Source organism: Muricoccus pecuniae (assembly GCF_014199205.1).
In the GTDB taxonomy this organism is placed as follows: Bacteria; Pseudomonadota; Alphaproteobacteria; order Acetobacterales; family Acetobacteraceae; genus Roseomonas; species Roseomonas pecuniae.
The window spans coordinates 33,663-58,273 of record NZ_JACIJD010000024.1; the positions used below are offsets into that span (position 1 = coordinate 33,663).

At 71.4% G+C, this 24,611-nt stretch carries 23 protein-coding genes; 21 read left to right on the forward strand and 2 right to left on the reverse strand.

Annotation, left to right across the window (positions count from 1 at the left end; translation table 11 throughout):
- Position 1 precedes the first annotated feature (1 nt).
- From FHS87_RS19425 to FHS87_RS19475, 11 genes are all read left to right on the forward strand, one after another.
- Positions 2-943 (forward strand): ABC transporter permease, encoded by a 942-nt coding sequence (locus FHS87_RS19425; protein WP_184521049.1) that lies wholly within the window; start codon positions 2-4, stop codon positions 941-943.
- On the forward strand, positions 940-1,878 hold the full coding sequence (locus FHS87_RS19430) for an ABC transporter permease (protein ID WP_184521050.1): 939 nt from the start codon (positions 940-942) through the stop codon (positions 1,876-1,878). Before FHS87_RS19425 ends, FHS87_RS19430 begins: the two co-directional genes overlap by 4 nt.
- Positions 1,879-1,882: 4 nt before the next feature.
- A complete protein-coding gene (locus tag FHS87_RS19435) occupies positions 1,883-2,896 on the forward strand; it encodes an ABC transporter ATP-binding protein (protein WP_184521051.1) in 1,014 nt (337 codons plus the stop codon).
- Positions 2,893-3,981, forward strand: coding sequence for an ABC transporter ATP-binding protein (locus FHS87_RS19440; protein ID WP_184521052.1), 1,089 nt, complete (start codon positions 2,893-2,895; stop codon positions 3,979-3,981). The genes FHS87_RS19435 and FHS87_RS19440 overlap by 4 nt, the downstream gene beginning before the upstream one ends.
- 72 nt (positions 3,982-4,053) lie before the next feature.
- Positions 4,054-4,557, forward strand: coding sequence for a (2Fe-2S)-binding protein (locus tag FHS87_RS19445; protein ID WP_184521053.1), 504 nt, complete (start codon positions 4,054-4,056; stop codon positions 4,555-4,557).
- 6 nt (positions 4,558-4,563) lie between these two features.
- Entirely contained in the window at positions 4,564-5,355 is a 792-nt protein-coding gene (locus tag FHS87_RS19450; RefSeq protein WP_184521054.1) for an FAD binding domain-containing protein, read from the forward strand.
- Positions 5,342-6,634, forward strand: a complete 1,293-nt coding sequence (locus FHS87_RS19455; protein ID WP_184521055.1) for an NAD(P)/FAD-dependent oxidoreductase — start codon at positions 5,342-5,344, stop codon at positions 6,632-6,634. Before FHS87_RS19450 ends, FHS87_RS19455 begins: the two co-directional genes overlap by 14 nt.
- Positions 6,635-6,716: 82 nt before the next feature.
- Positions 6,717-7,487: a cold-shock protein gene (locus FHS87_RS19460; RefSeq protein WP_184521056.1), complete on the forward strand. Its 771-nt coding sequence runs from the start codon at positions 6,717-6,719 to the stop codon at positions 7,485-7,487.
- Between the two features lie 147 nt (positions 7,488-7,634).
- Positions 7,635-8,465, forward strand: a complete 831-nt coding sequence (locus tag FHS87_RS19465) for a flagellin (protein WP_184521057.1) — start codon at positions 7,635-7,637, stop codon at positions 8,463-8,465.
- Between the two features lie 73 nt (positions 8,466-8,538).
- Positions 8,539-9,726 (forward strand): acetyl-CoA acetyltransferase, encoded by a 1,188-nt coding sequence (locus FHS87_RS19470; RefSeq protein ID WP_184521058.1) that lies wholly within the window; start codon positions 8,539-8,541, stop codon positions 9,724-9,726.
- A gap of 62 nt (positions 9,727-9,788) precedes the next feature.
- Entirely contained in the window at positions 9,789-10,859 is a 1,071-nt protein-coding gene (locus FHS87_RS19475; RefSeq protein WP_456306626.1) for an acetoin utilization protein AcuC, read from the forward strand.
- Here the strand turns inward: FHS87_RS19475 and ispD are convergent.
- The gene (gene ispD, locus FHS87_RS19480) at positions 10,837-11,982 is read right to left on the reverse strand and encodes a 2-C-methyl-D-erythritol 4-phosphate cytidylyltransferase (protein WP_184521069.1); all 1,146 of its coding nucleotides are present in this window, start codon (positions 11,980-11,982) and stop codon (positions 10,837-10,839) included. The two genes, FHS87_RS19475 and ispD, sit on opposite strands and share 23 nt — an antisense overlap.
- A gap of 124 nt (positions 11,983-12,106) precedes the next feature.
- Between ispD and dusB the strand changes: the two genes are divergently transcribed.
- From dusB to FHS87_RS19530, 10 genes are all read left to right on the forward strand, one after another.
- The gene (gene dusB / locus FHS87_RS19485) at positions 12,107-13,228 is read left to right on the forward strand and encodes a tRNA dihydrouridine synthase DusB (protein WP_184521059.1); all 1,122 of its coding nucleotides are present in this window, start codon (positions 12,107-12,109) and stop codon (positions 13,226-13,228) included.
- Positions 13,229-13,236: 8 nt separating this feature from the next.
- Positions 13,237-14,379, forward strand: coding sequence for a two-component system sensor histidine kinase NtrB (locus FHS87_RS19490; RefSeq protein WP_184521060.1), 1,143 nt, complete (start codon positions 13,237-13,239; stop codon positions 14,377-14,379).
- Between the two features lie 39 nt (positions 14,380-14,418).
- Positions 14,419-15,864: a nitrogen regulation protein NR(I) gene (ntrC, locus tag FHS87_RS19495; RefSeq protein ID WP_184521061.1), complete on the forward strand. Its 1,446-nt coding sequence runs from the start codon at positions 14,419-14,421 to the stop codon at positions 15,862-15,864.
- 82 nt (positions 15,865-15,946) lie between these two features.
- Complete coding sequence (locus FHS87_RS19500) at positions 15,947-18,127, forward strand: sensor histidine kinase NtrY-like (protein WP_184521070.1); 2,181 nt, start codon at positions 15,947-15,949, stop codon at positions 18,125-18,127.
- Positions 18,117-19,517, forward strand: a complete 1,401-nt coding sequence (gene ntrX / locus FHS87_RS19505) for a nitrogen assimilation response regulator NtrX (RefSeq protein ID WP_184521062.1) — start codon at positions 18,117-18,119, stop codon at positions 19,515-19,517. The genes FHS87_RS19500 and ntrX overlap by 11 nt, the downstream gene beginning before the upstream one ends.
- A 27-nt stretch (positions 19,518-19,544) precedes the next feature.
- Positions 19,545-20,417: a D-amino-acid transaminase gene (locus FHS87_RS19510; RefSeq protein WP_184521063.1), complete on the forward strand. Its 873-nt coding sequence runs from the start codon at positions 19,545-19,547 to the stop codon at positions 20,415-20,417.
- Positions 20,414-21,088: an HAD family hydrolase gene (locus tag FHS87_RS19515; protein ID WP_184521064.1), complete on the forward strand. Its 675-nt coding sequence runs from the start codon at positions 20,414-20,416 to the stop codon at positions 21,086-21,088. Before FHS87_RS19510 ends, FHS87_RS19515 begins: the two co-directional genes overlap by 4 nt.
- Positions 21,089-21,219: 131 nt before the next feature.
- Positions 21,220-21,570, forward strand: a complete 351-nt coding sequence (gene hfq / locus FHS87_RS19520) for an RNA chaperone Hfq (protein ID WP_184521071.1) — start codon at positions 21,220-21,222, stop codon at positions 21,568-21,570.
- Entirely contained in the window at positions 21,551-22,864 is a 1,314-nt protein-coding gene (hflX, locus tag FHS87_RS19525; RefSeq protein WP_184521072.1) for a GTPase HflX, read from the forward strand. The genes hfq and hflX overlap by 20 nt, the downstream gene beginning before the upstream one ends.
- The gene (locus FHS87_RS19530) at positions 22,861-23,697 is read left to right on the forward strand and encodes an inositol monophosphatase family protein (protein ID WP_312862049.1); all 837 of its coding nucleotides are present in this window, start codon (positions 22,861-22,863) and stop codon (positions 23,695-23,697) included. The genes hflX and FHS87_RS19530 overlap by 4 nt, the downstream gene beginning before the upstream one ends.
- Positions 23,698-23,712: 15 nt before the next feature.
- Here FHS87_RS19530 and mazG read toward each other — a convergent pair whose 3' ends face one another.
- Positions 23,713-24,513, reverse strand: coding sequence for a nucleoside triphosphate pyrophosphohydrolase (gene mazG / locus FHS87_RS19535; RefSeq protein ID WP_184521065.1), 801 nt, complete (start codon positions 24,511-24,513; stop codon positions 23,713-23,715).
- Between the last annotated feature and the right edge of the window lie 98 nt (positions 24,514-24,611).

Below are 24,611 nucleotides of genomic sequence, written 5' to 3' on the forward strand. Positions count from 1 at the left end.
GATGTTCGCCTACGCGCTCCGCCGCATCGTGGCCACCATCCCCGTCATGGCGGTGGTGGCGCTCTTCGTGTTCAGTCTCCTCTACATCTCGCCCGGCGATCCGGCGGCGGTGATCGCGGGCGACCAGGCGACGCCGGCCGATGTCGAGCGCATCCGGGCCAGCCTCGGCCTCGACCGGCCCTATCTCGTGCGCTTCGGCGACTGGGTCTGGCAGATCGTGCACGGGGACCTCGGCACCTCGATCTTCACCAACCTGCCGGTCAGCACCATGATCGCGCAGCGGATCGAGCCGACGCTCTCGCTCATGGTGATCACCCTCATCCTCGCGGTCTGCATCGCGGTGCCGATGGGCGTGGTGGCCGCCTGGAAGCAGGGCACCTGGATCGACCGCGCCGTGATGGCCTTCGCGGTGCTCGGCTTCTCCGTGCCGGTCTTCGTAGTGGGCTACCTGCTCGCCTATGTCTTCGCGCTGGAGCTGGATTGGCTGCCGGTGCAGGGCTACACGCCCTTCGCGCGTGGAATCGGGCCCTGGTTCCAGAACCTCATCCTTCCCGCGGTCGCGCTCGGCGGGGTCTACATTGCGCTCATCGCCCGCATCACCCGGGCGACGATGCTCGAGGTGCTGCAGCAGGACTACATCCGCACGGCCCGCGCCAAGGGCGTGGGCCAGCGCGGCATCCTGTTCCTGCACGCGCTGAAGAACGCGGCCGTTCCCATCGTCACCGTCATCGGCATCGGCGTGGCGCTGCTGATCGGCGGCGCGGTGGTGACGGAGAGCGTCTTCGCCATCCCCGGCCTCGGCCGGCTGACGGTGGATGCCATCCTCCGGCGCGACTACCCCGTGATCCAGGGCGTGATCCTGCTCTTCTCCTTCACCTACGTCCTGGTGAACCTGGTCATCGACCTCCTCTACACCCTGTTCGATCCGAGGATCCGCTATTGAGCACCTCGACCATCCAGCCCGGCACGCTCCACCGGCCGCTGACCGCGGGAGACGTGGCCGCCGCGGCGCCGCTGCCCGACATCCTGCCGCCGGTCCGGGCCCGGCGCGGCCTCATCGGCTTCCTCCGCCGCAACCCGACCATCGCGATCGGCGGCGGGCTGATGCTGCTCATCATCGCCGTCGCGATCCTCGCGCCGCTGCTCTGGACGGTGGACCCGACGGCACTCGCCCCGGCCCGGCGCACGCGCGAGCCCTCGGCCATGTACTGGTTCGGGACCGACATGCTCGGGCGGGACGTCTATTCGCGCGTGCTCTACGGGGCGCGCGTGTCGCTGATCGTCGGCTTCGCGGTCGCCTTCTTCTCCTCCGTCATCGGCCTCACCATCGGCCTCGTCTCCGGCTTCGTCCGATGGGCCGACGCCATCGTCATGCGGGTCATGGACGGGATCATGTCCATCCCCTCCATCCTGCTCGCGATCGCGCTGATGGCGCTGACGCGCGGCAGCGTGGGGAACGTGATCCTGGCCATCACCATCGCGGAGGTGCCGCGCGTCTCCCGCCTCGTGCGCGGCGTGGTGCTCTCCCTCCGCGAGCAGCCCTATGTGGATGCGGCGGTCGCCTCCGGCACGACGACGCCGCGGATCATCCTCCGCCACATCCTGCCCAACACCCTCGCGCCGCTGACGGTGCAGGCGACCTATATCTGCGCGAGCGCGATGATCGCCGAGAGCATCCTCTCCTTCATCGGCGCGGGCACCCCGCCCATCATTCCCTCCTGGGGGAACATCATGGCGGAGGGGAGGGCGCTCTGGCAGGTGAAGCCCTACATCGTCTTCTTCCCCGCCGTCTTCCTCTCCCTCACCGTGCTTGCCGTGAACCTGCTCGGCGACGGGCTGCGCGACTGGCTCGATCCCCGCATGGCGAAGAAGGTCTGACCCGATGTCATCCAGCACCGGGGCCGAGGCACCCCTTCTCGATGTCCGCAACCTCCAGACCCATTTCCGCACGCCCGATGGCGTGAACCGCGCGGTGGACGGGCTCTCCTTCCACGTGAATGCCGGCGAGACGGTCGCGATCGTGGGCGAGAGCGGCTGCGGCAAGTCCGTCACCTCCATGTCCATCCTGCGGCTCATCCCCGAGCCGCCGGGGAAGATCGCGGGGGAGATCCTCTTCCAAGGGAAGGACCTGCTGAAGCTCTCGGACAAGGAGATGCGCGCCATCCGCGGCAATGACGTCTCCATGATTTTTCAGGAGCCGATGACCTCCCTGAACCCGGTGCTGACGGTCGGGCGCCAGATCGGCGAGACGCTGCGGCTGCACCAGGGGCTGAGCGGGGCGCAGGCGGAGGCGAAGTCGATCGAGATGCTGAAGCTCGTGGGCATCCCTGCCCCCGAGCGGCGGGTGAGGGAGTATCCGCACCAGCTCTCGGGCGGCATGCGCCAGCGCGTGATGATCGCCATGGCGCTGGCCTGCAACCCCAAGCTCCTGATAGCGGACGAGCCGACCACGGCGCTTGATGTGACGATCCAGGCGCAGATCCTCGACCTCATGCGGGACCTGAAGCACCGCGTGGGCGCGGCCATCGTCCTCATCACCCACGACCTCGGCGTGGTGGCGGAGGTCGCGGAGCGTGTGATCGTCATGTATGCCGGCCGCAAGGTGGAGGAGGCGCCGGTGCGCGAGCTCTTCAGCGATCCCAAGCACCCCTATACCCAGGGCCTGCTCGGCGCCGTGCCGAAGCTCGGCTCGTCCCTCACGGGGGAGGAGACGCGGCTGGCCGAGATCCCGGGCCTCGTGCCCAGCCTGAAGACGCGGATCGATGGCTGCGTCTTCGCCGGGCGCTGCCCGAAGGTGACCGACCTCTGCCGTGCCGTCGCCCCCGCGCTGGAGCCGAAGGCGCCGCGCCACACCGCCGCCTGCCACTATGCCGAGAAGGAGCTGATGGCCGCATGAGCGCCACGCTCTCCACCACCCCGACCACCGACAGCGCCACCTCCCACGGCTCGGCGCCGGGCAAGCCGCTCCTCCAGGTGGACGACCTCAAGAAGCACTTCCCCCTCCGCGGCGGGCTGCTCGGCGGCGTCACCGGCCAGGTCTATGCCGTGGACGGCGTCTCCTTCGAGATCGCCAAGGGGGAGACCCTGTCCCTCGTCGGCGAGTCCGGCTGCGGCAAGTCCACCGTGGGCAAGGCCGTGCTGCGGCTCTTCGACATCACCTCGGGCCAGGTGGTGCTGGACGGCCGGCGGATCGACACGCTGCCGCAATCCTCGCTGCGGCCGATGCGCCGCCGTGTGCAGGTGGTGTTCCAGGACCCCTTCAGCAGCCTCAACCCCCGCATGCGGGTGAAGGACATCCTGGCCGAGCCGATCCGCAACTTCGGGCTGGCGAAGAACAGCGCCGATCTCGACCGGCGGCTGGCCGAGCTGATGGACACCGTTCGCCTGCCGCGAGACGCGGTGACACGCTGGCCGCACGAGTTCTCCGGCGGGCAGCGCCAGCGCATCGGCATCGCCCGGGCGCTCGCCGCCGAGCCGGACCTCATCATCTGCGACGAGGCCGTCTCGGCGCTGGACGTCTCGGTGAAGGCGCAGATCGTCAACCTGCTCCAGGACCTGCAGAGGGAGCTGGGCCTCGCGCTTCTCTTCATCAGCCACGACCTCGCCATCGTCGAGCACATGACGCACCGGGTGGCCGTGATGTATCTCGGCAAGATCGTGGAGGTGGCGCCCCGGCGATCCCTCTTCGCCGCGCCCAAGCACCCCTACACCCAGGCGCTGCTCTCGGCGGTTCCCGTGCCGCAGCCCGGGGCGGCGCGGCAGCGCATCATCCTCAAGGGCGACGTGCCGAGCCCGATCAGCCCTCCCAGCGGCTGCCGCTTCCACACGCGCTGCCCCTATGTCTTCGACCGCTGCCGCGTGGAGGAGCCGCTCCTCAAGCCGCCCGAGCCCGGTTTCCACGCCCACACCGCCGCCTGCCACCTGCACGATCTCCCGGCCGATCAGAATCCGCTGGCCGGGGAGGCCTCTCCGCTGCACTGAGGCCGGGCCTCGCTTGACGCGTCGGGGAGGCCGCGCGACCCTCGGAACATCGGACCGGACGGGGAGCGAAGCATGCCGAGTGTGAGCCTGACGGTGAACGGTCAGCCCCACAGCGTCGAGGTTGAGGGCCGTACCTTGCTGGTGGAGTTGCTGCGGGAGAAGCTGCGCCTCACGGGCACCCATGTGGGCTGTGACACCAGCCAGTGCGGCGCCTGCGTCGTCCATATCGATGGCGAGAGCGTGAAGGCCTGCACCATCCTTGCCGTGCAGGCGGATGGAGGCTCCGTCACCACCATCGAGGGGCTGGCCTCTCCGGACGGCGGGCTGCACCCGATGCAGGAAGCCTTCCGCGAGTACCATGCCCTGCAGTGCGGCTTCTGCACGCCGGGGATGGTGATGTCCGCCATCGACCTCGTGGAGAAGCACCCGCAGGGGATGAGCGAGCACGAGATCCGGGAGGGGCTGGAGGGCAATCTCTGCCGCTGCACCGGCTATCACAACATTGTCAAGGCGATTGCGGCGGCGCAGGAGGTCATGCACGGCCGCCGCGACACGCTGGCGCCGGCGGAGGCCTGACCCGCCATGTACGACTTCCTCTACCACAAGCCCTCGACCGTTTCCGAGGCGGTGGCGCTGCTCGCCGACCCCGAGGTGCGCCCGATCTCGGGCGGGCAGACGCTCCTGCCCGCGCTGAAGCACCGGCTGGACCGTCCCTCGGCGCTGGTCGATCTCTCCGGCATCGCGGAGCTGCGCGGCATCAGGCGGCAGGGCGACCGGATCGTGATCGGCGCGATGACGCGGCATGCCGAGATCCAGCGCGATCCCTCGCTGAACGCCGCCATCCCCGCGCTCGCCCGCATGGCCGGGCTCCTCGGTGACCCCCAGGTCCGCAACCGCGGCACCATGGGCGGCTCCCTGGCCAACAACGACCCCGCCGCGGACTACCCCTCGGCCGCGCTGGCGCTCGGCGCCACCCTCGTCACCGACCGCCGGCGCATCGAGGCGGACGACTACTTCCTCGGCATGTTCACCACGGCGCTGGAGCCCGGCGAGCTGCTGACCGCCATCGAGTTCCCGGTGCCGGAGAAGGCGGGCTACGCCAAGATGCGGAACCCGGCCTCGCGCTACGTCATGACCGGCGTCTTCGTCGCGCGCGGTCCGATGGGAGTGCGGGTCGTCGTGAACGGCGCGGGTCCGGGCGTGTTCCGCCAGGCGGAGATGGAGGCCGCGCTCTCGGCGAACTGGTCGCCCGAGGCGGTGGCCAGCATCCGCCAGTCCTCGGACGGGCTGAACGGCGACATCCACGGCAGTGCCGAGTACCGCGCCCACCTCGTCACGGTGATGGCCAAGCGCGCGGTCCTTGACGCCGGATAGAGGCGCGCCAGCGGGGGAGGGCCGCCATCTCGTCGTGATCGGCGCCGGCATCGTCGGCGCCTGCACGGCCCTCGCCGCCATCGACCGCGGCCTGCGCGTCACGATCCTCGATCCCGGCCCGCCGGGCGGGGAGCAGGCGGCCTCCTACGGGAATGGCTGCTGGCTCTCCACCATGTCCGTCATCCCGCCCGCGGTGCCCGGGCTCTGGCGCAAGGTGCCGGGCTTCCTGCGTGACCCGCTCGGGCCGCTCGCCATCCGCTGGTCCTACCTCCCCCGCGCGCTGCCCTGGCTGCTCGCCTATCTTCGCTCGGGCTGGACGGAGGGGCGCGTGCTGGAGACGGCGCGCGCCCTGCGGGCCCTGCTCGACGAGGCACCGTCCCTGCACGCCGCCCTCGCCGCGCGGGCCGGGGTGCCGGAGCTGATCCGTCGGGAAGGGCTCATGTATGTCTATCCCTCCCGGGCGGAGTACGAGGCCGAGGCGCTGGGCTTCCGCATCCGCCGGCAGGTCGGTCTCTCCTGGGATGAGATCGGCCCGGAGCGGATGCGCCAGATCCAGCCCGAGCTGGACCCCCGATACGGCTTCGGCGCACTCTTCCCCGAAGCCGGCCATTGCACCGATCCCGGCGCCTATGTGGCCGCCCTCGTCGAGAGGGCAGTTGCCGAGGGTGCCGTGCTGCGCCGGACAGGAGCAAGCGGGCTGCGGATCGAGGCCGGGAGGCTCCGGGCCGTGCGGACGGGGGAGGGGGAGATCGCCGCCGACCGCGCCGTGATCGCGGCCGGGGCTCGCTCGGCCGGGCTGGCCGCCAGCGCCGGGTCGCGCGTGCCGCTGGAGACCGAGCGCGGCTACCACGCCGTGGTCCTCGGGGCGGAGACGGGGCCCCGCATTCCGATCATGCCGTCGGACGGCAAGATGGGCATCACTGCGACACGCGCCGGGCTGCGCGCCTCCGGCCAGGTCGAGATCGCGGGGCTGGAGGCGGCGCCGAACTGGAAGCGGTCCGAGATCCTGCGGGACCATCTCCTCCGCGCCTTTCCCCGCCTGCCGAGGGACCTGCCGGCCGAGCGTGTGCGGTTCTGGATGGGCCACCGCCCCTCGATGCCGGACGGCCTGCCCTGCCTCGGCCCGGCAAGGCACTGCCCGGACGTCATCCTCGCCTTCGGCCACGGGCATGTGGGCTTGGTTGCCGCGCCCCGCAGCGGGGAGGCCGCCGCGGCGCTCGCGGCGGGCGACGTTCCGGCCCTGGATCTCCGGCCCTATAATCCGCGCCGATTCGGCTAGCATTCCTTGTAGGGCCGTGCCAGCATGACGATACCGGTCCTGCATCCCGTCGGGCCGATCTGTTTGCGGATAGTGAGATAAAGTGTTCCCCGAGAATGAATCGCAGGGCGGCACCGGGCCCGTCGAGGCCGAGGTGAAGTGGTACAACGGCCGCAAGGGTTTCGGCTTCGTGCTCGGGCCCGACGGACAGGACGTGTTCTTCCACGCATCTGCCATGGCCGAGGCCGGTATCCAGTCGGCTGACACGGGTGACAAGCTCGTCTGCGAGATCGGCACGGACCGCCAGGGCCGGCGGCTCGTGACCCGCATCATGGAGCTGAAGCCCGGGCCGGGCGGCGGCGCCGGTGGTGGCGGGTTCGGGGATCGTCCCCCGCGTCGTGACTTCGGTGGTGGCGGCGGCGGGTTCGGGGATCGTCCCCCGCGTCGTGACTTCGGTGGTGGCGGCGGCGGGTTCGGGGATCGTCCCCCGCGCCGTGACTTCGGTGGTGGCGGCGGCGGCTTCGGTGACCGTCCCCCGCGCCGTGAGTTCGGCGGTGGCGGCGGCTTCGGTGGCGCGGGTGCCGGTGGCGGCTTCGGCGCCCCGCGCCGCGAGTTCGGCGATCGTCCGCCCCGGCGTGACTTCGGCCGTGACGAGGGTGGCCCCACCTATGCCGTGAACGGCACGGTGAAGTGGTTCGACCAGGTCCGCGGCTTCGGCTTCGTGACGCCGGACGATGGTGGCCAGGACGTGTTCCTGCACTCCTCTGTCCTGCAGCGCGCGGGCGTGACGGACGTGCAGCAGGGCCAGAAGGTGGCGCTGGACGTTCGCGACGGCCAGCGCGGGCGCCAGGCCGTGCAGTACAAGGGCAGCTGATCCCGCTCTCCCTGGACAGGGATCGGAAGCCCCGGCCATCGTGCCGGGGCTTTTTGATTCCAGGGCCAGCGTTAGCACTTTCTTCACTTTCCGCGGCCACTCTTCGGTGAAGGGCGGACAACCTGCCAACGCGAAGGGAAGACCCCGATGGCGATGAACTCGGTGAACACGAATATCGGCGCGCAGGTCGCGCTGCAGTCGTTGAACCGCACGAATGACGCGCTTGCGACAACGCAGAAGCGTGTCTCGACCGGTTTTCGTGTTTCCGACGCGAAGGATGACGGCGCGGCCTTTGCCGTGGCGCAGTCCGTTCGTTCCGATATTGCCGGCCTTACCTCGGCCAATGAGCAGATGGGCAGCGTCCAGGGCATTCTGGACACGACGCTTGCTGGGCTGAACAAGATCTCGGAGACGATGACCTCGATCCGAGGTGTCCTGGTGAAGCTGGCCGATGGCACGCTCTCCACCTCCCAGCGCGACCAGTACACGGCCCAGTACGAGTCGCTGAGGACTCAGGTCACCGACTTCATTGCCGACGCCACCTACAATGGTCGTAGCCTGCTACACACGATTTCTGCGAGCGGCGGAGGCGATATCGCCACCACGCGTAATGAGCAGGCAACGACCTATACTCTCACGGCGATCGCTGCCGCGACGACACTCATCGTGACCGCTGCGCCCGCCAACGCCACCGATGCGGCCTCCGCCCTGAACGGTGATTTCACGACTAAGATGAAGGCAGTGAACACTGCCCTGAACACATTCGGCGCCAACTCGAACTACCTCCAATCGCAGATCAGCTACAACAAAGAGAAGTTGGACGCGCTGGAGTCCGGGCTCGGCTCCTTGATCGATGCTGACCTTGCCAAGGAGAGCGCGCGCCTCCAGGCCCTGCAGATCCGCCAGCAGCTCGGCACCCAGGCGCTCGGCATCGCCAACCAGTCGCCCCAGCAGCTCTTGAGCCTCTTCAAGGGCTGAGGACACCCCTCGGGGCGATGGATAAGCGGCGCCGGCATCCCTATCTTCCCCTCAAAATCGGGGAGTCTGAGAGATGGCCGGTACAGCATCGGGTGGCGCCTGCATCGTGGGCTGGGCGCACACGCCATTCGGCCGCATCGAGGACGCGCCGGACGCGGAGGCACTAATCGGGCGCGTGGCCCGGGCTGCCATCGAGGACGCCGGGATCGAGCCCTCGGAGGTTGATGCCATCTATGTCGGCCATTTCAACGGCGGCTTCCAGAAGCAGGATTTCCCATCCTCCCTCGTCATGCAGTCGCTGCCGGAACTCCGCTTCAAACCGGCGACTCGCCTTGAGAATGCCTGTGCGACCGGATCCGCGGCCATCCATGCGGGCATGAATTTCCTGGCCGCGGGCGGAGGGCGCTTCACCCTCGTCCTCGGCGTCGAGAAGATGACGGCCATCCCGGGCTCCGAGGTGGGCGATGTCTTGCTCGGCTGCGCCTATCGCCGGGAGGAGGGGGACATCCCGGCGGGCTTCGCGGGCGTCTTCGCCCGGATCGCCCAGGCCTATTTCCAGAGGCACGGCGACCAGTCCGATGCGCTGGCCGCCATCGCGGCGAAGAACCATCGCAACGGCGTGGACAATCCCTATGCCCAGATGCGCAAGGACCTCGGCTACGAGTTCTGCCGCACGGAGAGCGAGCGGAACCCGGTCGTCGCCGGGCCGCTCAAGCGCACGGATTGCAGCCTCGTCTCCGACGGCGCCGCGGCGCTCGTGCTGACCGACGCCGAGACGGCGGCGACGATGGGCAAGGCGGTCCGCTTCCGTGCCGCGGTGCAGGTCAACGACTTCATGCCGATCTCCGCCCGCGACATCACGCGCTTCGAGGGCGCGCAGGAAGCATGGCGCCGGGCCTATGAGGCCGCCGGCACGGGCGTTTCCGACCTCTCCTTCGCCGAGGTGCATGACTGCTTCACCATCGCCGAGCTGATCGACTACGAGGCGATGGGGCTCGTGCCGGAAGGGCAGGGGGCCCGCGCGGTGCTGGAGGGCATGGTGGCCAAGGGCGGGCGCCTGCCGGTGAACCCGTCGGGCGGGCTGAAGTCGAAGGGCCATCCCATCGGGGCGACGGGTGTCTCGATGCACGTCCTCTCCGCCATGCAGCTCGCGGGGGAGGCCGGCGGGATGCAGGTTCCGGGCGCGACGCTCGGCGGCGTGTTCAACATGGGCGGGGCGGCGGTGGCGAACTACGTCTCCATCCTGGAGAGGCTGCGCTGAGGCAGCCGCTCCTTATCGGCTCCGAGGTCTACCGGGGCTCGACTTATGGCCCGAAGCATCCCCTGGCTATACAGCGGGTGCCGGCGACGCTGGACCTCATCCGGGCGCTGGGCTGGCTCGATCCCCACCGCTACCTCGACAGCCCCCGGGCGACTCCGCAACAGCTCGCCCGCTTCCACACGCCTGACTACATCGCCGCGCTGGAGCTGGCCGAGGCGGAGGGCTCCGTCCCCCCGGAGGTGCGGGAGCGCCACCATCTCGGCGCGCATGGCAACCCCATCTACCGGGAGGTCTTCCGGCGCCCCGCCACGGGGGCGGGCGGGGCGATCCTGGCCGCGCGGCTGACCCGACGGGGCGGCATCGTCCATGTGCCCGGCGCCGGCACGCATCACGCGATGCCCGACCGCGCCTCCGGCTTCTGCTACATCAACGATCCCGTGCTCGGCCTGCTCGAATGGCTGGATCTCGGCCTGACCGACATCCTCTACATCGACATCGACGCCCATCACGGCGACGGGGTGGAGCACGCCTTCCGCGACGATCCCCGCGTCTTCACCCTCTCGGTCCATGAGGCCGGGCGCTGGCCCTTCACGGGCGGGCTGGAGGACCGGGCGGACGGGCACGCGCGCAACATCCCCGTGCCGCAGGGCTTCAACGACACGGAGATGGACCACGTCCTGCACGCGGCCATCCTGCCCATCCTGCGGCACCTCCGCCCCCAGGCGGTCATGCTCCAGTGCGGGGCGGACATGCTGGAGGAGGACCCGCTCGCCCGCCTATCCCTGTCCAACAACACGCATCTCGCCGTGGTGCGCGCGGTGATGGCCGAGGCGCCGCGGCTGATCGTGACGGGGGGAGGGGGGTACAATCCCTGGACCGTCGCCCGCTGCTGGGCCGCCGTCTGGGGCGCGCTGGACAACCGGCCCATGCCGGGCCGGCTGCCACCGGCAGCGGAGAGGGTGCTGCGCGGCCTCGACTGGGACCGGGCTGCCGGGCGCAACCCGCCGGAGCACTGGTCCACCACCCTGGTCGACCAGCCCCGGCCCGGCTCGTTGCGCGAGGAGGTGGTCGCGGCCTGCCGGTCGGTGCTGGAAGGGCTACCCGAGCCCGCTACGCCGGCACCAGCAGGCTGACGGCGGCCTGGGCGGCGATGCCCTCCTCCCGCCCGGGGAAGCCCAGCCGCTCCGTCGTCGTTGCCTTCACCGAGACCCGGCTCTCCGGCACGCCGAGCAGCTCGGCCACACGGGCGATCATGGCGGGGGCGTGGGGCGTGATCTTCGGCCGCTCGCAGATAAGGGTGACGTCGGCATTGGCCAGCATGCCGCCCCGCGCAGCGATCCGCCCGGCGGCGTGGCGGAGGAAGGCCGCGCTGTCGGCATCCTTCCAGCGCATCTCGCTCGGCGGGAAGTGGCGGCCGATATCGCCCTCCGCCAGGGCGCCGTAGATCGCGTCGCAGAGGGCGTGCAGCCCGACATCGGCGTCCGAGTGGCCGTCCAGCCCCATGGAGTGCGGCACCTCGACCCCGCAGAGAAAGAGCGGCCGTCCCGCGACGAGGCGGTGCACGTCGAAGCCGGTGCCGACGCGGGGCAGCAGGCGCGGCAGTATATCCGCCTCCACGCGCTCGAGGTCGCCGGGATGGGTGATCTTCACGTTGCTCTCCGATCCGGGGACGAGGCGCACGGGACGGCCCGCCGCCTCCAGCAGGGATGCGTCGTCGGTCGCGCCCTCCGGTGCCGCGCGGTGGAGCGCCAGCAGCAAGGGGAAGCGGAAACCCTGGGGTGTCTGGGCGCGGTACAGCGCTTCCCGCGGCACGGTGTGCAGGACGGTGCCGTCCTCCACCCGCTTCAGCGTGTCGGCCACGGGCTGGGCGGGGATCGCGCCCTCGGCCCTCTCCAGCGCCCGCAGCAGCGCGGTGACGGTGCCGGCCGGCACCACCGGGCGGGCGGCGTCGTGGACGAGCACGATTTCCGGGGCGCAGCCGGCCAGGGCCTCCAGCCCGGCGAGCACGCTGGCCTGGCGCGTCGCACCGCCGGCGACCGCGGGCAGGGCGGGCAGGCCTTCCAGGATCGAATCGACCCGGCCCCGCTCCGCCTCGGCGCAGATGGGCTGGATGGCCTCCACCGCCCCGTCCCGGAGCAGGGCCTCGGCCGCGTGGCGCAGCACGGGGCGGCCGAGGAGGGGGAGGAACTGCTTCGGTTCCGCCCCGCCGAGCCGCTCGCCGCGCCCCGCCGCCATCAGCAACGCCACCACCCGCATTCCGCTATCCCCGTTCATGCGGCGGAACCTAGCGGCGCGAGAGGGGCGCGCCCAGGGGCCCCGGCGCGACGGATCTCGCGATGCCGCTTGACCGCCCGCCTGCCCAGTTGATAGGCACCTGCCCATGCCGCCAACATCACGCACCGGAGAGGCTGCCCAACCCGAGGGCAGCCCGCAGCTGCGGCCGATCGTGCTCGGCCCCATCAGGATCGAGAGGCCGGTCATCCTGGCGCCGATGTCCGGCGTCACCGACCTGCCTTTCCGCCGCCTCGCCCGCCGCCACGGCACGCCCATGGTGGTGAGCGAGATGATCGCGAGCCAGGCGATGGTGCGCGAGAATCGCCAGACCTTGAAGATGGCGGAGGTGGACGGCTTCGGCGGCCCTGCCAGCATCCAGCTCGCCGGCTGTGAGCCGGAGGTGATGGCCGAGGCCGCGCGGCTCGCCGTCGATCACGGCGCGGCGCTGGTGGACATCAATTTCGGCTGCCCCGTGAAGAAGGTGGCGGTGGGGCAGCAGGCCGGCAGCGCCCTGATGCGGGACGAGCTGCGCGCGGCCCGCATCCTGGAAGCCGTGGTGCGCGCCGTTTCCGTGCCCGTCACGCTCAAGATGCGGATGGGCTGGGACCATTCGAGCCTGAACGCCCCGAACCTCGCCCGCATCGCCGAGGCCTGCGGCATCCGCATGGTCACGATCCACGGCCGCACGCGGCAGATGCTCTACACCGGCACGGCGGACTGGGCCTTCGTCGCGAAGGTGAAGGCGGCGGTCGGCATCCCCGTGATCGTCAACGGCGACATCCTCGGGCCGAAGGACGCCGAGGAGGCGCTGCGACAGTCCGGCGCCGACGGGGTGATGATCGGGCGCGGCGCCTATGGGCGGCCCTGGCTGCCCGGGCTCGTCGCCGCCTATCTCGCGACCGGCACGATGCCCGAGCTGCCCTCGCTCGCCGAGCAGCACGCGATGCTGCTGGAGCATTATGCCGACATGCTGTCCCATCACGGCAGCAACCCCGGGCTTCGCCTCGCCCGCAAGCACATCGCCTGGTACTCGCGCGGCCTGCCCGGCAGCGCCGAGTTCCGGGTGCGGATCAACGCCGCCGAGACGGTGCCCGACGCGCTGGCGGCGATCGACGCCTTCTACCGCCCGCTGCTCGAGGCCGGGGTGGAGGGGGTGCGCGACCTCTTCCGCGAGGCCGGCCGCGAGTCGGCGGATGCCACGCCCGACGACGCGGCGATCGCCGCCTGAAAGGTCCCATGCCCCCGCGCCGAGAAACGCCGGAGAAGCCAGGGCTGCCCGCCAGCGCGCAGCTCCTCTCGGCCCTGCCCGTGCCCGTGGTGGTGGTGGACCGCGAGGAGCGGTTCCGCTTCGCCAATCCCGCGGCGGAGCTGTTCCTCGGCCTCTCCGCCTCCAGCCTCGCCCAGATGCAGCTCACCGACCTGCTCCCGGCCGACTCGCGCCTGCCCGCCCTCGTGCGGCAGGTGCGCGCGGCGGAGGCGCCGATCTCGGACCACGACCTCACCCTTCTCTCCCCGCGCATCCACCGCGAGGGCGTCGCCGCGCATGGCGCGCCGCTGCACGAGATGCCGGGCGCGGTGGTGCTGACGCTGCAGGACGGCTCCACCGCCCAGAAGCTCGACCGCCAGCTCAACTTCCGCGGCGCGGCGCGGGGCGCGAGCGCGATGGCGGCGATGCTGGCGCATGAGGTGAAGAACCCGCTCTCCGGCATCCGCGGGGCGGCGCAGCTCCTGGAGCAGTCATCGGCCTCCGAGGGGGACCGGGAGCTCTGCATCCTCATCCAGGACGAGGCGGACCGTATCCGCGACCTCGTGGAGCGGATGGACATGTTCTCGGAGCGCCCGCTGGAGCGGGAGCCCGTGAACATCCACGAGGTGCTCGACCATGTGCGCCGGATCGCGGCCACGGGCTTCGCGGCGCATCTGCGGATCGTGGAGGAGTACGATCCCTCCCTCCCGCCGGTCTGGGGCAACCGGGACCAGCTCGTCCAGATCCTGCTCAACCTTGTGAAGAACGCGGCCGAGGCGGTCGATCCGCGCAACGGCGAGATCGTCCTCTCCACCGCCTACCGGCACGGCGTGCGGCTGGCCATCCCGGGATCGCGGGAGCGGGTCCACCTGCCCCTGGAGGTGAGCGTGCGGGACAACGGCCCCGGCATCGCCGAGGAGGTGCGCGCGAGCCTCTTCGATCCCTTCATCAGCACCAAGCCCGGCGGGCAGGGGCTGGGGCTGGCGATGGTGGCCAAGCTCGTCGCCGACCACGGCGCGCTCATCGAGTGCGACAGCCGGCCCGGCCGCACCGTCTTCCGCCTCTCCCTCGCCAAGCCACCCTCCGGCGCGGCCCTCGCCCAGCCGCGGGCGCGCATCCGCCAGACCGCCTGAATTCCCTCTTCCCGCCAGGGGCCCCCTCGAAGGCAGAGTATGACCGAACGCACCATCCTCATCGCCGATGACGACCGCGCCATCCGCACCGTGCTCGCCCAGGCCCTGGGCCGCGCGGGGTACAACGTGCGCGCCACCTCCTCCGCGGCCACGCTCTGGCGCTGGGTGGAGGACGGGGAGGGCGACCTCGTCATCACCGACGTGGTGATGCCGGACGAGAACGGGCTGGACCTCGTGCCCCGCATCCGCCGCGTGCGGCCGGAGCTGCGTGTAGTGGTGATGAGCGCCCAGTCCACCTTCGCGACCGCCCTCAAGGCCGCGCAGCGCGGTGCCTTCGAGTACCTGCCCAAGCCCTTCGACCTGAAGGATCTGCTCGCCCTTGTCGGCCGCGCCCTCGCCGCGCCCGTGGCCGCGCCGGAGGATGACGGGGAGGGGCCCGAGGAGGAGCGGCTGCCCCTCGTCGGCCGCTCGGCCGCCATGCAGGAGATCTACCGCACCGTCGCCCGGCTCACGACGACGGACCTGACGGTGATGATCACGGGGGAGAGCGGCACGGGCAAGGAGCTGGTCGCCCGCGCCCTCCACGACTACTCCCGCCGGCGCTCCGGCAGCTTCGTCGCCGTGAACATGGCCGCCATCCCGCGCGACCTGATCGAGGCCGAGCTGTTCGGCCATGAGCGCGGCGCCTTCACCGGCGCCATGGCCCGCGGCGTCGGCCGCTTCGAGCAGGCGGCCGGCGGCACCCTCTTCCTCGACGAGATCGGCGACATGCCGCCCGAGGCGCAGACCCGCCTGCTGCGCGTGCTGCAGGAAGGCGAGTTCACCACGGTCGGCGGCCGCACGCCGATCAAGGCGAATGTCCGGATCGTGGCCGCCACCCACCGGGACCTGCGCCAGGCCATTCGCGCCGGCGTGTTCCGTGAGGACCTGTTCTACCGCCTCAATGTCGTGCCCATCCGCCTGCCCCCGCTGCGCGAGCGGGCGGAGGACATCCCCCTGCTGGCCCGCCACTTTCTCGACCGCGCCAAGGCGGCGGGGCTGCCGGCCAAGTCGCTCGACAACGGGGCGGTGGAGCGGCTGCGGGCCCATCCCTGGCCCGGCAACGCGCGCGAGCTGGAGAACCTCATGCGCCGCCTCGCCGCCCTCTATCCCCAGGAGGTGATCGGGGAGGATGCGGTGGCGGCCGAGCTGGCCGAGGCCGAGGCGGCTCCCGGCATTCCCGCCGCCCCCTCCACGCCCGAGACGCTGGAGCAGGCGGTGGAGCGGCACCTCGCCGGCTTCATGAGCGCCCAGCGCGATGGCCTGCCCGTGCGCGACCTCTACGAGCGCGTGCTGGCCGAGGTGGAGCGCCCGCTGCTGCGGCTCGCCCTGGCCAATACGCGCGGCAACCAGATCAAGGCCGCCGCCATGCTCGGCCTGAACCGCAACACGCTTCGCAAGAAGATCCGGGAGCTGGAGCTGCCGGTGGTGCGGGGCCTGTCGTGACGGGCCGGGCGTGAACCGCCGGGTCCCGGGGGAGCGCAGGAGCCCTCTCCGAGGGCTGGCGGACTTCCTGCTCGGCCGGGTGATGACCCTCGCCCTGGCCCTGGGCGCGCTGGCGGTCGGGGTGGCCTCCTTCGCGGTCCTCTCCGGCAGCACGCCCTTCGGCCCGACCAGCGCCGCCCAGACCGCGGCGCTGGTGCTGGTGAACGCGGCCTTCGTGCTGCTGCTCACGGCCAGCCTCGCCGGGCGCCTCGTGCGCGTGCTGGCGGAGCGGCGGCGGGGCAGCGCGGGGTCGCGCCTGCACGTGCGGCTGGTGATGCTGCTCGGCGGCGTGGCGGTGGTGCCGGCGCTGCTGGTGGCGGTCTTCGCCTCCGTCTTCTTCCAGCTCGGCATCCAGGCCTGGTTCGGCGACAAGGTGCGCGACACGCTGGAGGCGAGCCTCGTCGCCTCCCGCGCCTATCTCGACGAGAACCGCAACACCATCCGGGCCGACGCGCTGGCGATGGCGGCGGACCTGAACCGCGCGGCGCCGCTGCTGCCGGACAACACCGTCGGCTTCAGCCGGGTGCTGACGAACTACACCGCGCTCCGCGGGCTGACGGAGGCGACGGTCTTCGAGCCCGTGCTCGGCCGCGTCATCGCCCAGGCGGGGCTCGGCTCCGCCCTGGTGGTGGAGCCCCCGCCGGCCTGGGCGACGGAGGTGGTGCGCCAGGGCGAGGTGGCGGTGCTGGCCGCCGAGGGGGAGGAGGGCTGGGTGCGCGGGCTGGTCGCCCTCGACATCGATCCCGGGCTGATGCTGATGATCGGCCGCCCGCTCGACCCCTCGATCATCGAGCACATGCAGCGCACCGAGCTGGCCTTCCAGGAATACGACCAGCTCGACCGCAACCGCTCCGGCCTGCAGATCACCTTCGCCCTCATCTTCGCGATCGCGACCCTGCTCGTGCTGCTGGCCGCCGTGCTGATCGGGCTGGTGATGGCGAACCAGATCGCGCGCCCGATCTCGCGGCTGATCAACGCGGCCGAGCGGGTAAGGGGGGGCGACCTCTCCGTGCGGGTGGACGAGGGGCGGGCGGATGACGAGGTCGGCAGCCTTTCCCGCGCCTTCAACCGCATGACGAACCAGCTCGCGGCCCAGCGGAGCGAGCTGCTGGAAGCCTATCGCCAGCTCGACGACCGCCGGCGCTTCACCGAGGGCGTGCTGGGCGGCGTTTCGGCCGGGGTGATCGGGCTGGACGCGGAGGGGCGGATCAACCTGCCCAACCGCTCGGCCAGCGAGTTGCTGGGCCAGGACCTGGAGGCCGCGGTCGGCCAGCGCCTGGGGGAGGTCGTTCCGGAGTTCCGCGCCATCCTCGCGGCCGCGGCGGCGACGCCGGAGAAGCCGCGCACGGAGGAGATCCTCGTCCCCGGCCCCTCCGGGCGCCGCACCCTGCTCGCGCGGATCGGGGCGGAGTTCGATGCCGGCGGGCTCTCGGGCTACGTCCTCACCTTCGACGACATCACCGCCCTTCTCTCGGCCCAGCGCACGGCGGCCTGGGCGGACGTGGCCCGGCGCATTGCGCACGAGATCAAGAACCCGCTCACCCCCATCCAGCTCTCGGCGGAGCGGCTGAAGCGGCGCTACCTCAAGCAGATCACCGAGGACCCCGACACCTTCCGCGCCTGCACGGACACGATCGTGCGCCAGGTCGGCGACATCGGGCGGATGGTGGACGAGTTCTCCGCCTTCGCCCGCATGCCCCAGCCGGTGATCCGCCCGGAGAACCCCTCCCAGCTCCTGCGGGAAGCGCTGGTGCTGCAGCGGGACGCGCATCCCTCCATCACCTACGAGCTTCGCCTGCCCGAGGAGGATCTGCCCCCCGTGCGCTGCGACCGGCGGCTGCTGAACCAGGCGCTGACCAACCTGTTGCAGAACGCGGCGGATGCCATCTCGATGCGCCCGGAGGGCGAGGCGGGCGGGCGGGTGGTGCTGGAGGCGGTGGCGGGGGCCGGGGTGCTCGCGATCGCGGTCGAGGACAACGGCATCGGCCTGCCGCGGGACGCGGAGCGCGACCGGCTCACGGAACCGTATGTGACACACAAGGCGAAGGGAACCGGCCTCGGGCTTGCCATCGTGAAGAAGATCATGGAGGACCATGGGGGCGGGCTGACGCTCGCGGATGGCCGGGAAGGCGGGGCGCGCGCCACGCTCACCCTGCCCCTGGACGGGACATCGGAGCGGGACGGATTGCAGGAAAGAGGAGAGATGCTGCGCCATGGCGCATGACATCCTGATCGTCGACGACGAGCCGGACATCCGCGCCCTGATCGCCGGCATCCTGGACGACGAGGGCTATGAGGTCCGGCAGGCGGCGAACAGCGACGGGGCCCTGGCCGCGTTCCGCCAGAAGCGCCCGAACCTCGTCATCCTCGACATCTGGCTGCAGAATTCCCGACTGGACGGATTGGGTATCCTGGAGGCCCTGCACCGCGAGGAGCCGCGCGTGCCGGTGGTGATGATCTCCGGCCACGGCACGATCGAGACGGCGGTGCAGGCGATACAGCAGGGCGCCTACGACTTCATCGAGAAGCCGTTCAAGTCGGACCGTCTGCTGCTGATCGTCGCGCGCGCGCTGGAAGCGGCGCGGCTGAAGCGCGAGAACAGCGAGTTGCGCCTGCGGAGCGGGTCGGAGACCGAGCTGGTCGGCACCTCCTCGCTCATCGCGCAGATCCGCAACGCGATCGACAAGGTGGCGCCCACGGGCTCGCGCGTGCTGCTCACCGGCCCCGCCGGCTCGGGCAAGGAGGTGGCGGCGCGCATGATCCATGCCCGCTCCCGCCGCGCGGACGAGCCCTTCGTCGCCCTGAACTGCGCCACCCTCAACCCCGCCCGCTTCGAGGAGGAGCTGTTCGGGGTGGAGGGCGGCCCGGACCCCGTGGCCCATCCCCGGCGCCAGGGCGTGCTGGAGCGAGCCCATGGCGGCACGCTGCTGCTGGACGAGGTGGCGGACATGCCGCTGGAAACCCAGGGCAAGATCGTCCGCGCGCTGCAGGAGCAGGGGTTCGAGCGCATCGGCGGCGCGACGCGGGTCAAGGTTGACGTGCGTGTTACCGCCACCACCAACCGGGACCTCTCGGCCGAGATCGCGGCCGGGCGCTTCCGGGAGGATCTCTACTACCGGCTCGCCGTGGTGCCGATCCGCATGCCCTCGCTCCGCGAGCGGCGGGAGGACGTGCCGGCCCTCGCCCGGCACTTCATGGCCAAGTCCGCCGAGAATTCCGGCGTCCCCGCGCGCGAGATCAGCGAGGACGCGATGGCGGCGATGCAGGCCTATGACTGGCCCGGCAATGTCCGCCAGCTCCGCAACCTCGTGGACTGGCTGCTCATCATGGCCCCCGGTGGCCCCGCGGACCCCATCCGGCCGGAGATGCTGCCTCCGGAGGTCGGCTCCGCGGCGCCCGCCATGCTCAAGCTGGACCGCTCCAGCGAGATCATGACCCTGCCGCTGCGCGACGCGCGCGAGCTGTTCGAGCGCCAGTACCTGGAAGCCCAGCTCCTCCGCTTCGGCGGGAACATCAGCCGCACCGCCAATTTCGTGGGGATGGAGCGCTCCGCCCTGCACCGGAAGCTGAAGTTCCTGGGCGTGCAGGCCGAGGACCGGGCGCCCGTTCCCTGATGCCCGCCCGCTGACGACCGAGGCCCGATGTCGAGAATTGCCTATGTGAACGGGCGCTACCTCCCGCAGCGCGAGGCCTGCGTGAACGTGGAGGATCGTGGCTACCAGTTCGGGGACGGCATCTACGAGGTGGTCAACCTCCATGCCGGCCGCTTCATCGACGCGGACCTCCACCTCGCCCGCCTCCAGCGCTCGCTGGGCGAGATCCGGCTTCCCATGCCGATGCCCATGGCCTCGCTCCGGCTGGTGCTGGAGGAGGTGGTGCGGCGGAACCGGGTGACGGAGGGGCTGGTCTACATGCAGGTCGGCCGCGGCGTCGCCCGGCGGGACCATGCATTTCCGAAGAGGGCGCCGCGGGTCAGCCTCGTCGTCACCTCCCGCCACGGGCCGCCCTACCCCACCAGCATCGAGGGCTGGAACATCGCGGCCATCACCCATCCGGACCTCCGCTGGGCCAGGCGGGACATCAAGAGCGTGAACCTCCTGCCCAACGTCCTGGCCCGGCAGGCGGCGAAGGAGGCCGGGGCAGGGGAGGCCATCCTCTTCGACCCCGCCACCCGCGTGATCACCGAGGGCGCGGCGACGAGCTTCTGGATGGTGGATGCCGAAGGGGTGCTCCGCATCCCGCCGCTCACCCATACCATCCTTCCCGGCTGCACCCGCGCCGCGCTGCTGGAGGAGATGGCCCTGCACGGGATGCGCGCCGAGGAGCGCCCGGCCACGCTGGACGAGCTGGCCGGGGCGCGCGAGGCCTTCATCACCTCCGCCGGCTCCTTCGTGAAGCCGGTGCTCTCGATCGACGGCCGGCCCGTGGCCGACGGGCAGCCCGGCCCCGTGACGCGCCGCCTCTTCGAGATCTTCGCCCGCCACGCCACCGGCGCGCCGCGCAACGCCCCGTGAACCCGTCCCCGAGCCGCCCCCTGGCCATCGTATGGGACTGGGACAACACGCTCGTCGATGGCTGGCCGGCCATCCGGGCCGGGCTGAACGCCGCGCTCCGGGATGCGGGCATGGCGGAATGGAGCCTCGAGGAGGTCCGCGCCCGGGTGCGGCACTCCCTGCGCGACAGCTTCCCCCAGCTCTTCGGGCACCGCTGGGAGCACGCGCGGGACATCTTCTACGCCGCCGTCCGGGCGACTCACCTGGATGTGCTGCGCCCCATGCCCGGGGCGGAGGCGCTGCTGCGCCGGGCGGCCCTGGTCGCGCCGCTCGCTGTGCTCTCGAACAAGTCCGGCCCGCTGCTGCGGGCGGAGGCGGCGCATCTCGGCTGGGCGCCGCTCTTCAGCGCCCTGGTCGGGGCGGGGGACGCGGCCGCCGACAAGCCCGACCCGATCCCCATGCGCCTGGCCTGCGCGGCCTGCGGCGTGCCGGCCGGGGCCTCGGTCTGGTATGTCGGGGACAATGCGCTCGACATGGAGGCCGCCCGCCGCGCCGGCTGCATCCCCGTCCTGCTGGGCGACGCCGCGCATGACGGCGGCCCCGAGGCTTCCGCCCCCGCCCTGCACTTCATCACGGCGGAGCGCATGACGGTTGCGTTATACGCGCTGGACAAGGCCACGCCCCCCGGGTGAGTTTGACGCCCCCATGGGCGAGGGAGCGCGCCCGGGAACGGGGCGTGCCGCAGGGGCGCGCGCCGAAGAACAACCGCCCCGGATCCGCCACGGCAAAGCTGGGCGGTGAGCAAGAAGAAGGACATCAGCCGATGGCTGCCGAGAAGTCCCAGAACGTGCAGGACGTGTTCCTGAACCATGTTCGCAAGAGCAAGACTCCCGTCACCGTCTTCCTGGTGAACGGTGTGAAGCTCCAGGGTATTATTACCTGGTTCGACAACTTCTCGGTGCTCCTGCGCCGTGACGGGCACACGCAGCTCGTCTACAAGCATGCGATCAGCACCGTGATGCCGGGCGCCCCGATCATGCTGTTCGATGCCGCCTCGGCGGGTGCCCAGGGCACCGCCGGTGCCCCGCAACCTACCCAGGCCGGGGCTCCCATCCGGGAAACCACCATGACCCTCACACCGCGCGAGCCAAGCCCTGTCGGAAGCCAAGACTGACACCGGGGCGGGGGCACCGACCCCCGCCGCGGTCATCCTGCCCTGGGAACGCCCCCACGGCATCCCTGACGGCCGGGGTGCCACCCGCGCCGCGGAAGCGCGGCTGGCCGAGGCCGTCGGGCTGGCCGCCTCGATCGGCGTGGCCATCGTCCACACCGCGATCCACCCGCTGCGCGCCCGGCGCCCGAGCACGCTGCTCGGCGAGGGCGCGGTGGAGGCCGACCGCGCCTCCATCGCCGCTCATGGCGTGCAGGTGGTGGTGGTGGACGCCGCCCTCAGCCCCGTGCAGCAGCGCAACCTCGAGCGCGCCTGGGGCTGCAAGGTGATCGACCGGACGGGCCTGATCCTCGAGATCTTCGGCGAGCGCGCGCGGACGAAGGAGGGCTCGCTCCAGGTCGAGCTGGCGCACCTGTCCTACCAGCGCACCCGCCTCGTCCGGTCCTGGACCCATCTTGAGCGGCAGCGCGGCGGCTTCGGCTTCCTCGGCGGCCCCGGTGAGTCGCAGATCGAGATCGACCGCCGGCTCATCGACGAGCGGATCGTGAAGCTCAAGAAGGAGCTGGAGCAGGTCCGCCGCACCCGCGGGCTGCACCGCAAGGCGCGGACGAAGGTGCCCTACCCCGTGGTGGCGCTGGTCGGCTACACGAATGCCGGCAAGTCCACGCTGTTCAACGCCCTCACCGGCGCCGGGGTCTACGCCCAGGACCAGCTCTTCGCGACGCTGGACCCGACGATGCGGGCCATCCGGCTGCCCTCCAACCGCACCGTCATCCTCTCCGACACCGTCGGCTTCATCTCCGAGCTGCCAACCCAGCTCGTCGAGGCCTTCCGCGCTACGCTGGAGGAGGTCGCGACCGCCGACATCATCCTGCACGTGCGCGACGTGGCCCATCCCGACAGCGCGGCCCAGCGGGCCGATGTGATGGGCGTGCTGAACGACATGGCCACGGGGCCCGACCCCGCGCTGGACGAGGACTGGGAGCGGCGGGTGATCGAGGTGCTCAACAAGACCGACCTGCTGGAGGAGCCGCCCCCTGCGGGGGCGGGCAGCATCCCTGTCTCTGCCCTGACGGGCGAGGGGCTGGACGAACTGCGCGACATGCTGGACGCCCGCCTGGCCGCGGGGCTCGTGACCGAGAGCTTCTCCCTCCCGCCCGAGGACGGTGCCGGCATCGCCTGGCTCTACGAGCACGGCGAGGTGCTGGAGCGCAGCGACGCGGAGGACGCCGTGCGCCTCTCCGTGCGCCTCAGCCCCGCCGATCTCGCCCGCTTCGCCCAGCGGGGCGAGGCGTGAGGGCCTTCGACGCGGCGGCGCTGCGGGACGTCGACCTCATCCTCCGCGCGGCCTCGCGCGCCGAGATCATGCCTCGCTTCCGCAAGCTGGCCGCGAGCGACATCCGCACGAAGTCCGGCCCGCTGGACATGGTGACGGATGCCGACGAGGCCGCCGAGCGGATGATCGTGGCCGCCCTGGAAGAGCGCTTTCCCGGCTGCCTCGTGGTGGGGGAGGAGGGCTGCGCGGCCGATCCAGCCCTGCTGGACCGGCTGGCCGCCGCGCCGCTCGCCTTCGTGGTGGATCCCGTGGACGGCACCGCCAACTTCGCGGCCGGCATGGCGATCTTCGGCTGCATGGCCGCGGCCTTCGCCGGGGGCGAGGTGGTCGCCGCCTGGATCCATGACCCCGTCGGGGACGACACGCTGATCGCCGCGACGGGGCAGGGTGCCTGGCTCGCCGGCCCGGACGGGGAGCGCGGCGCGCCGCTCGGCCTCGCCGCGCCGGCCCCGGTTGCGGCCATGGTCGGCTGCATCTCCTACGGCTACCTGGTGGAGCCGCTGAAGAGCCATGTCGCCGCCCGACTGCCGCGGCTGGCGAAGACCTGGCAGCTCGGCTGCGCCGCCCATGAGTACCGGCTGCTGGCGAGCGGTCACATCCACCTGCAGCTCTACAATCGGCTGATGCCCTGGGACCACGCGCCCGGCTGGCTCATCCACCAGGAACTCGGCGGCTACAGCGCGCATTTCGACGGCAGCCCCTACAGGCCGGCGGTGGACCGCGCAGGCGGGCTGCTCTGCGCGCCGGACCGGGAAAGCTGGGAGCTCGCCCGGGCCGCGCTGCTGGGCGACTGAGGCCGGGGAGGGGGCTTAGCCGCCCCGCTCGGCCCTCTTGGCCTCCTGCCAAAGCGCCTCCATCCGTTCGAGGGAAGCGTCGGCGGGGGCGGAGCCCTCGGCGGCCAGACGCTGCTCGACGGCACCGAAGCGGCGCTCGAACTTCGCATTTGCGCCGCGGAGGCAGATCTCGGGATCGAGGTCGAGCTTGCGGGCGAGATTGGCCAGCACGAAGAGCAGGTCGCCCACCTCATCCGCCAGGCGCGCGGGATCCGCGCCGGGCAGCTCGGCCCGCAACTCCGAGGCTTCCTCCTCCAGCTTATCCAGCACCTGCGCGGCATCCGGCCAGTCGAAACCGACCCGGGCCGCCCGGCGGGTGAGCTTCAGGGCGCGGGTGAGGGAGGGAAGGTTCTCCGCCACCCCGGCCAGGGTGCCCGTCTCGGCGCGCGCGGCCCGCTCGGCAGCCTTCTGGCGTTCCCAGGCGTCGGTCTGGGCGGCCGCGTCCCGGGCCGCTGCCTCGCCGAAGACGTGAGGATGCCGCCGGATCATCTTGTCGCTGATGGATTTCGCCACATCGACGAAGGCGAAGTCGCCGGCCTCCTCGGCCATCTGGGCGTGGTAGACAACCTGGAAGAGCAGATCGCCCAACTCGTCCTTCAGCGCCGCGCGGTCCTGCCGCCCGATCGCCTCGGCGACCTCGTAGCCCTCCTCGATGGTGTAGGGCGCGATGGAACTGAAATCCTGCACCCGGTCCCAGGAGCAGCCGTCGGGTGCCCTGAGTCGGGCCATGATGGAGAGGAGGCGGGACAGTTCCGCGCCGGTCGGATCGTCGCTCACCTTGGCGGTTTCCAATCGAAGTGCGACGGTGACTTGGTCATGGAGCGCTACCTGGTGCAGGGGAGGTGAGGGCGGTCAGGAACGCCTCCTGGGGCGTT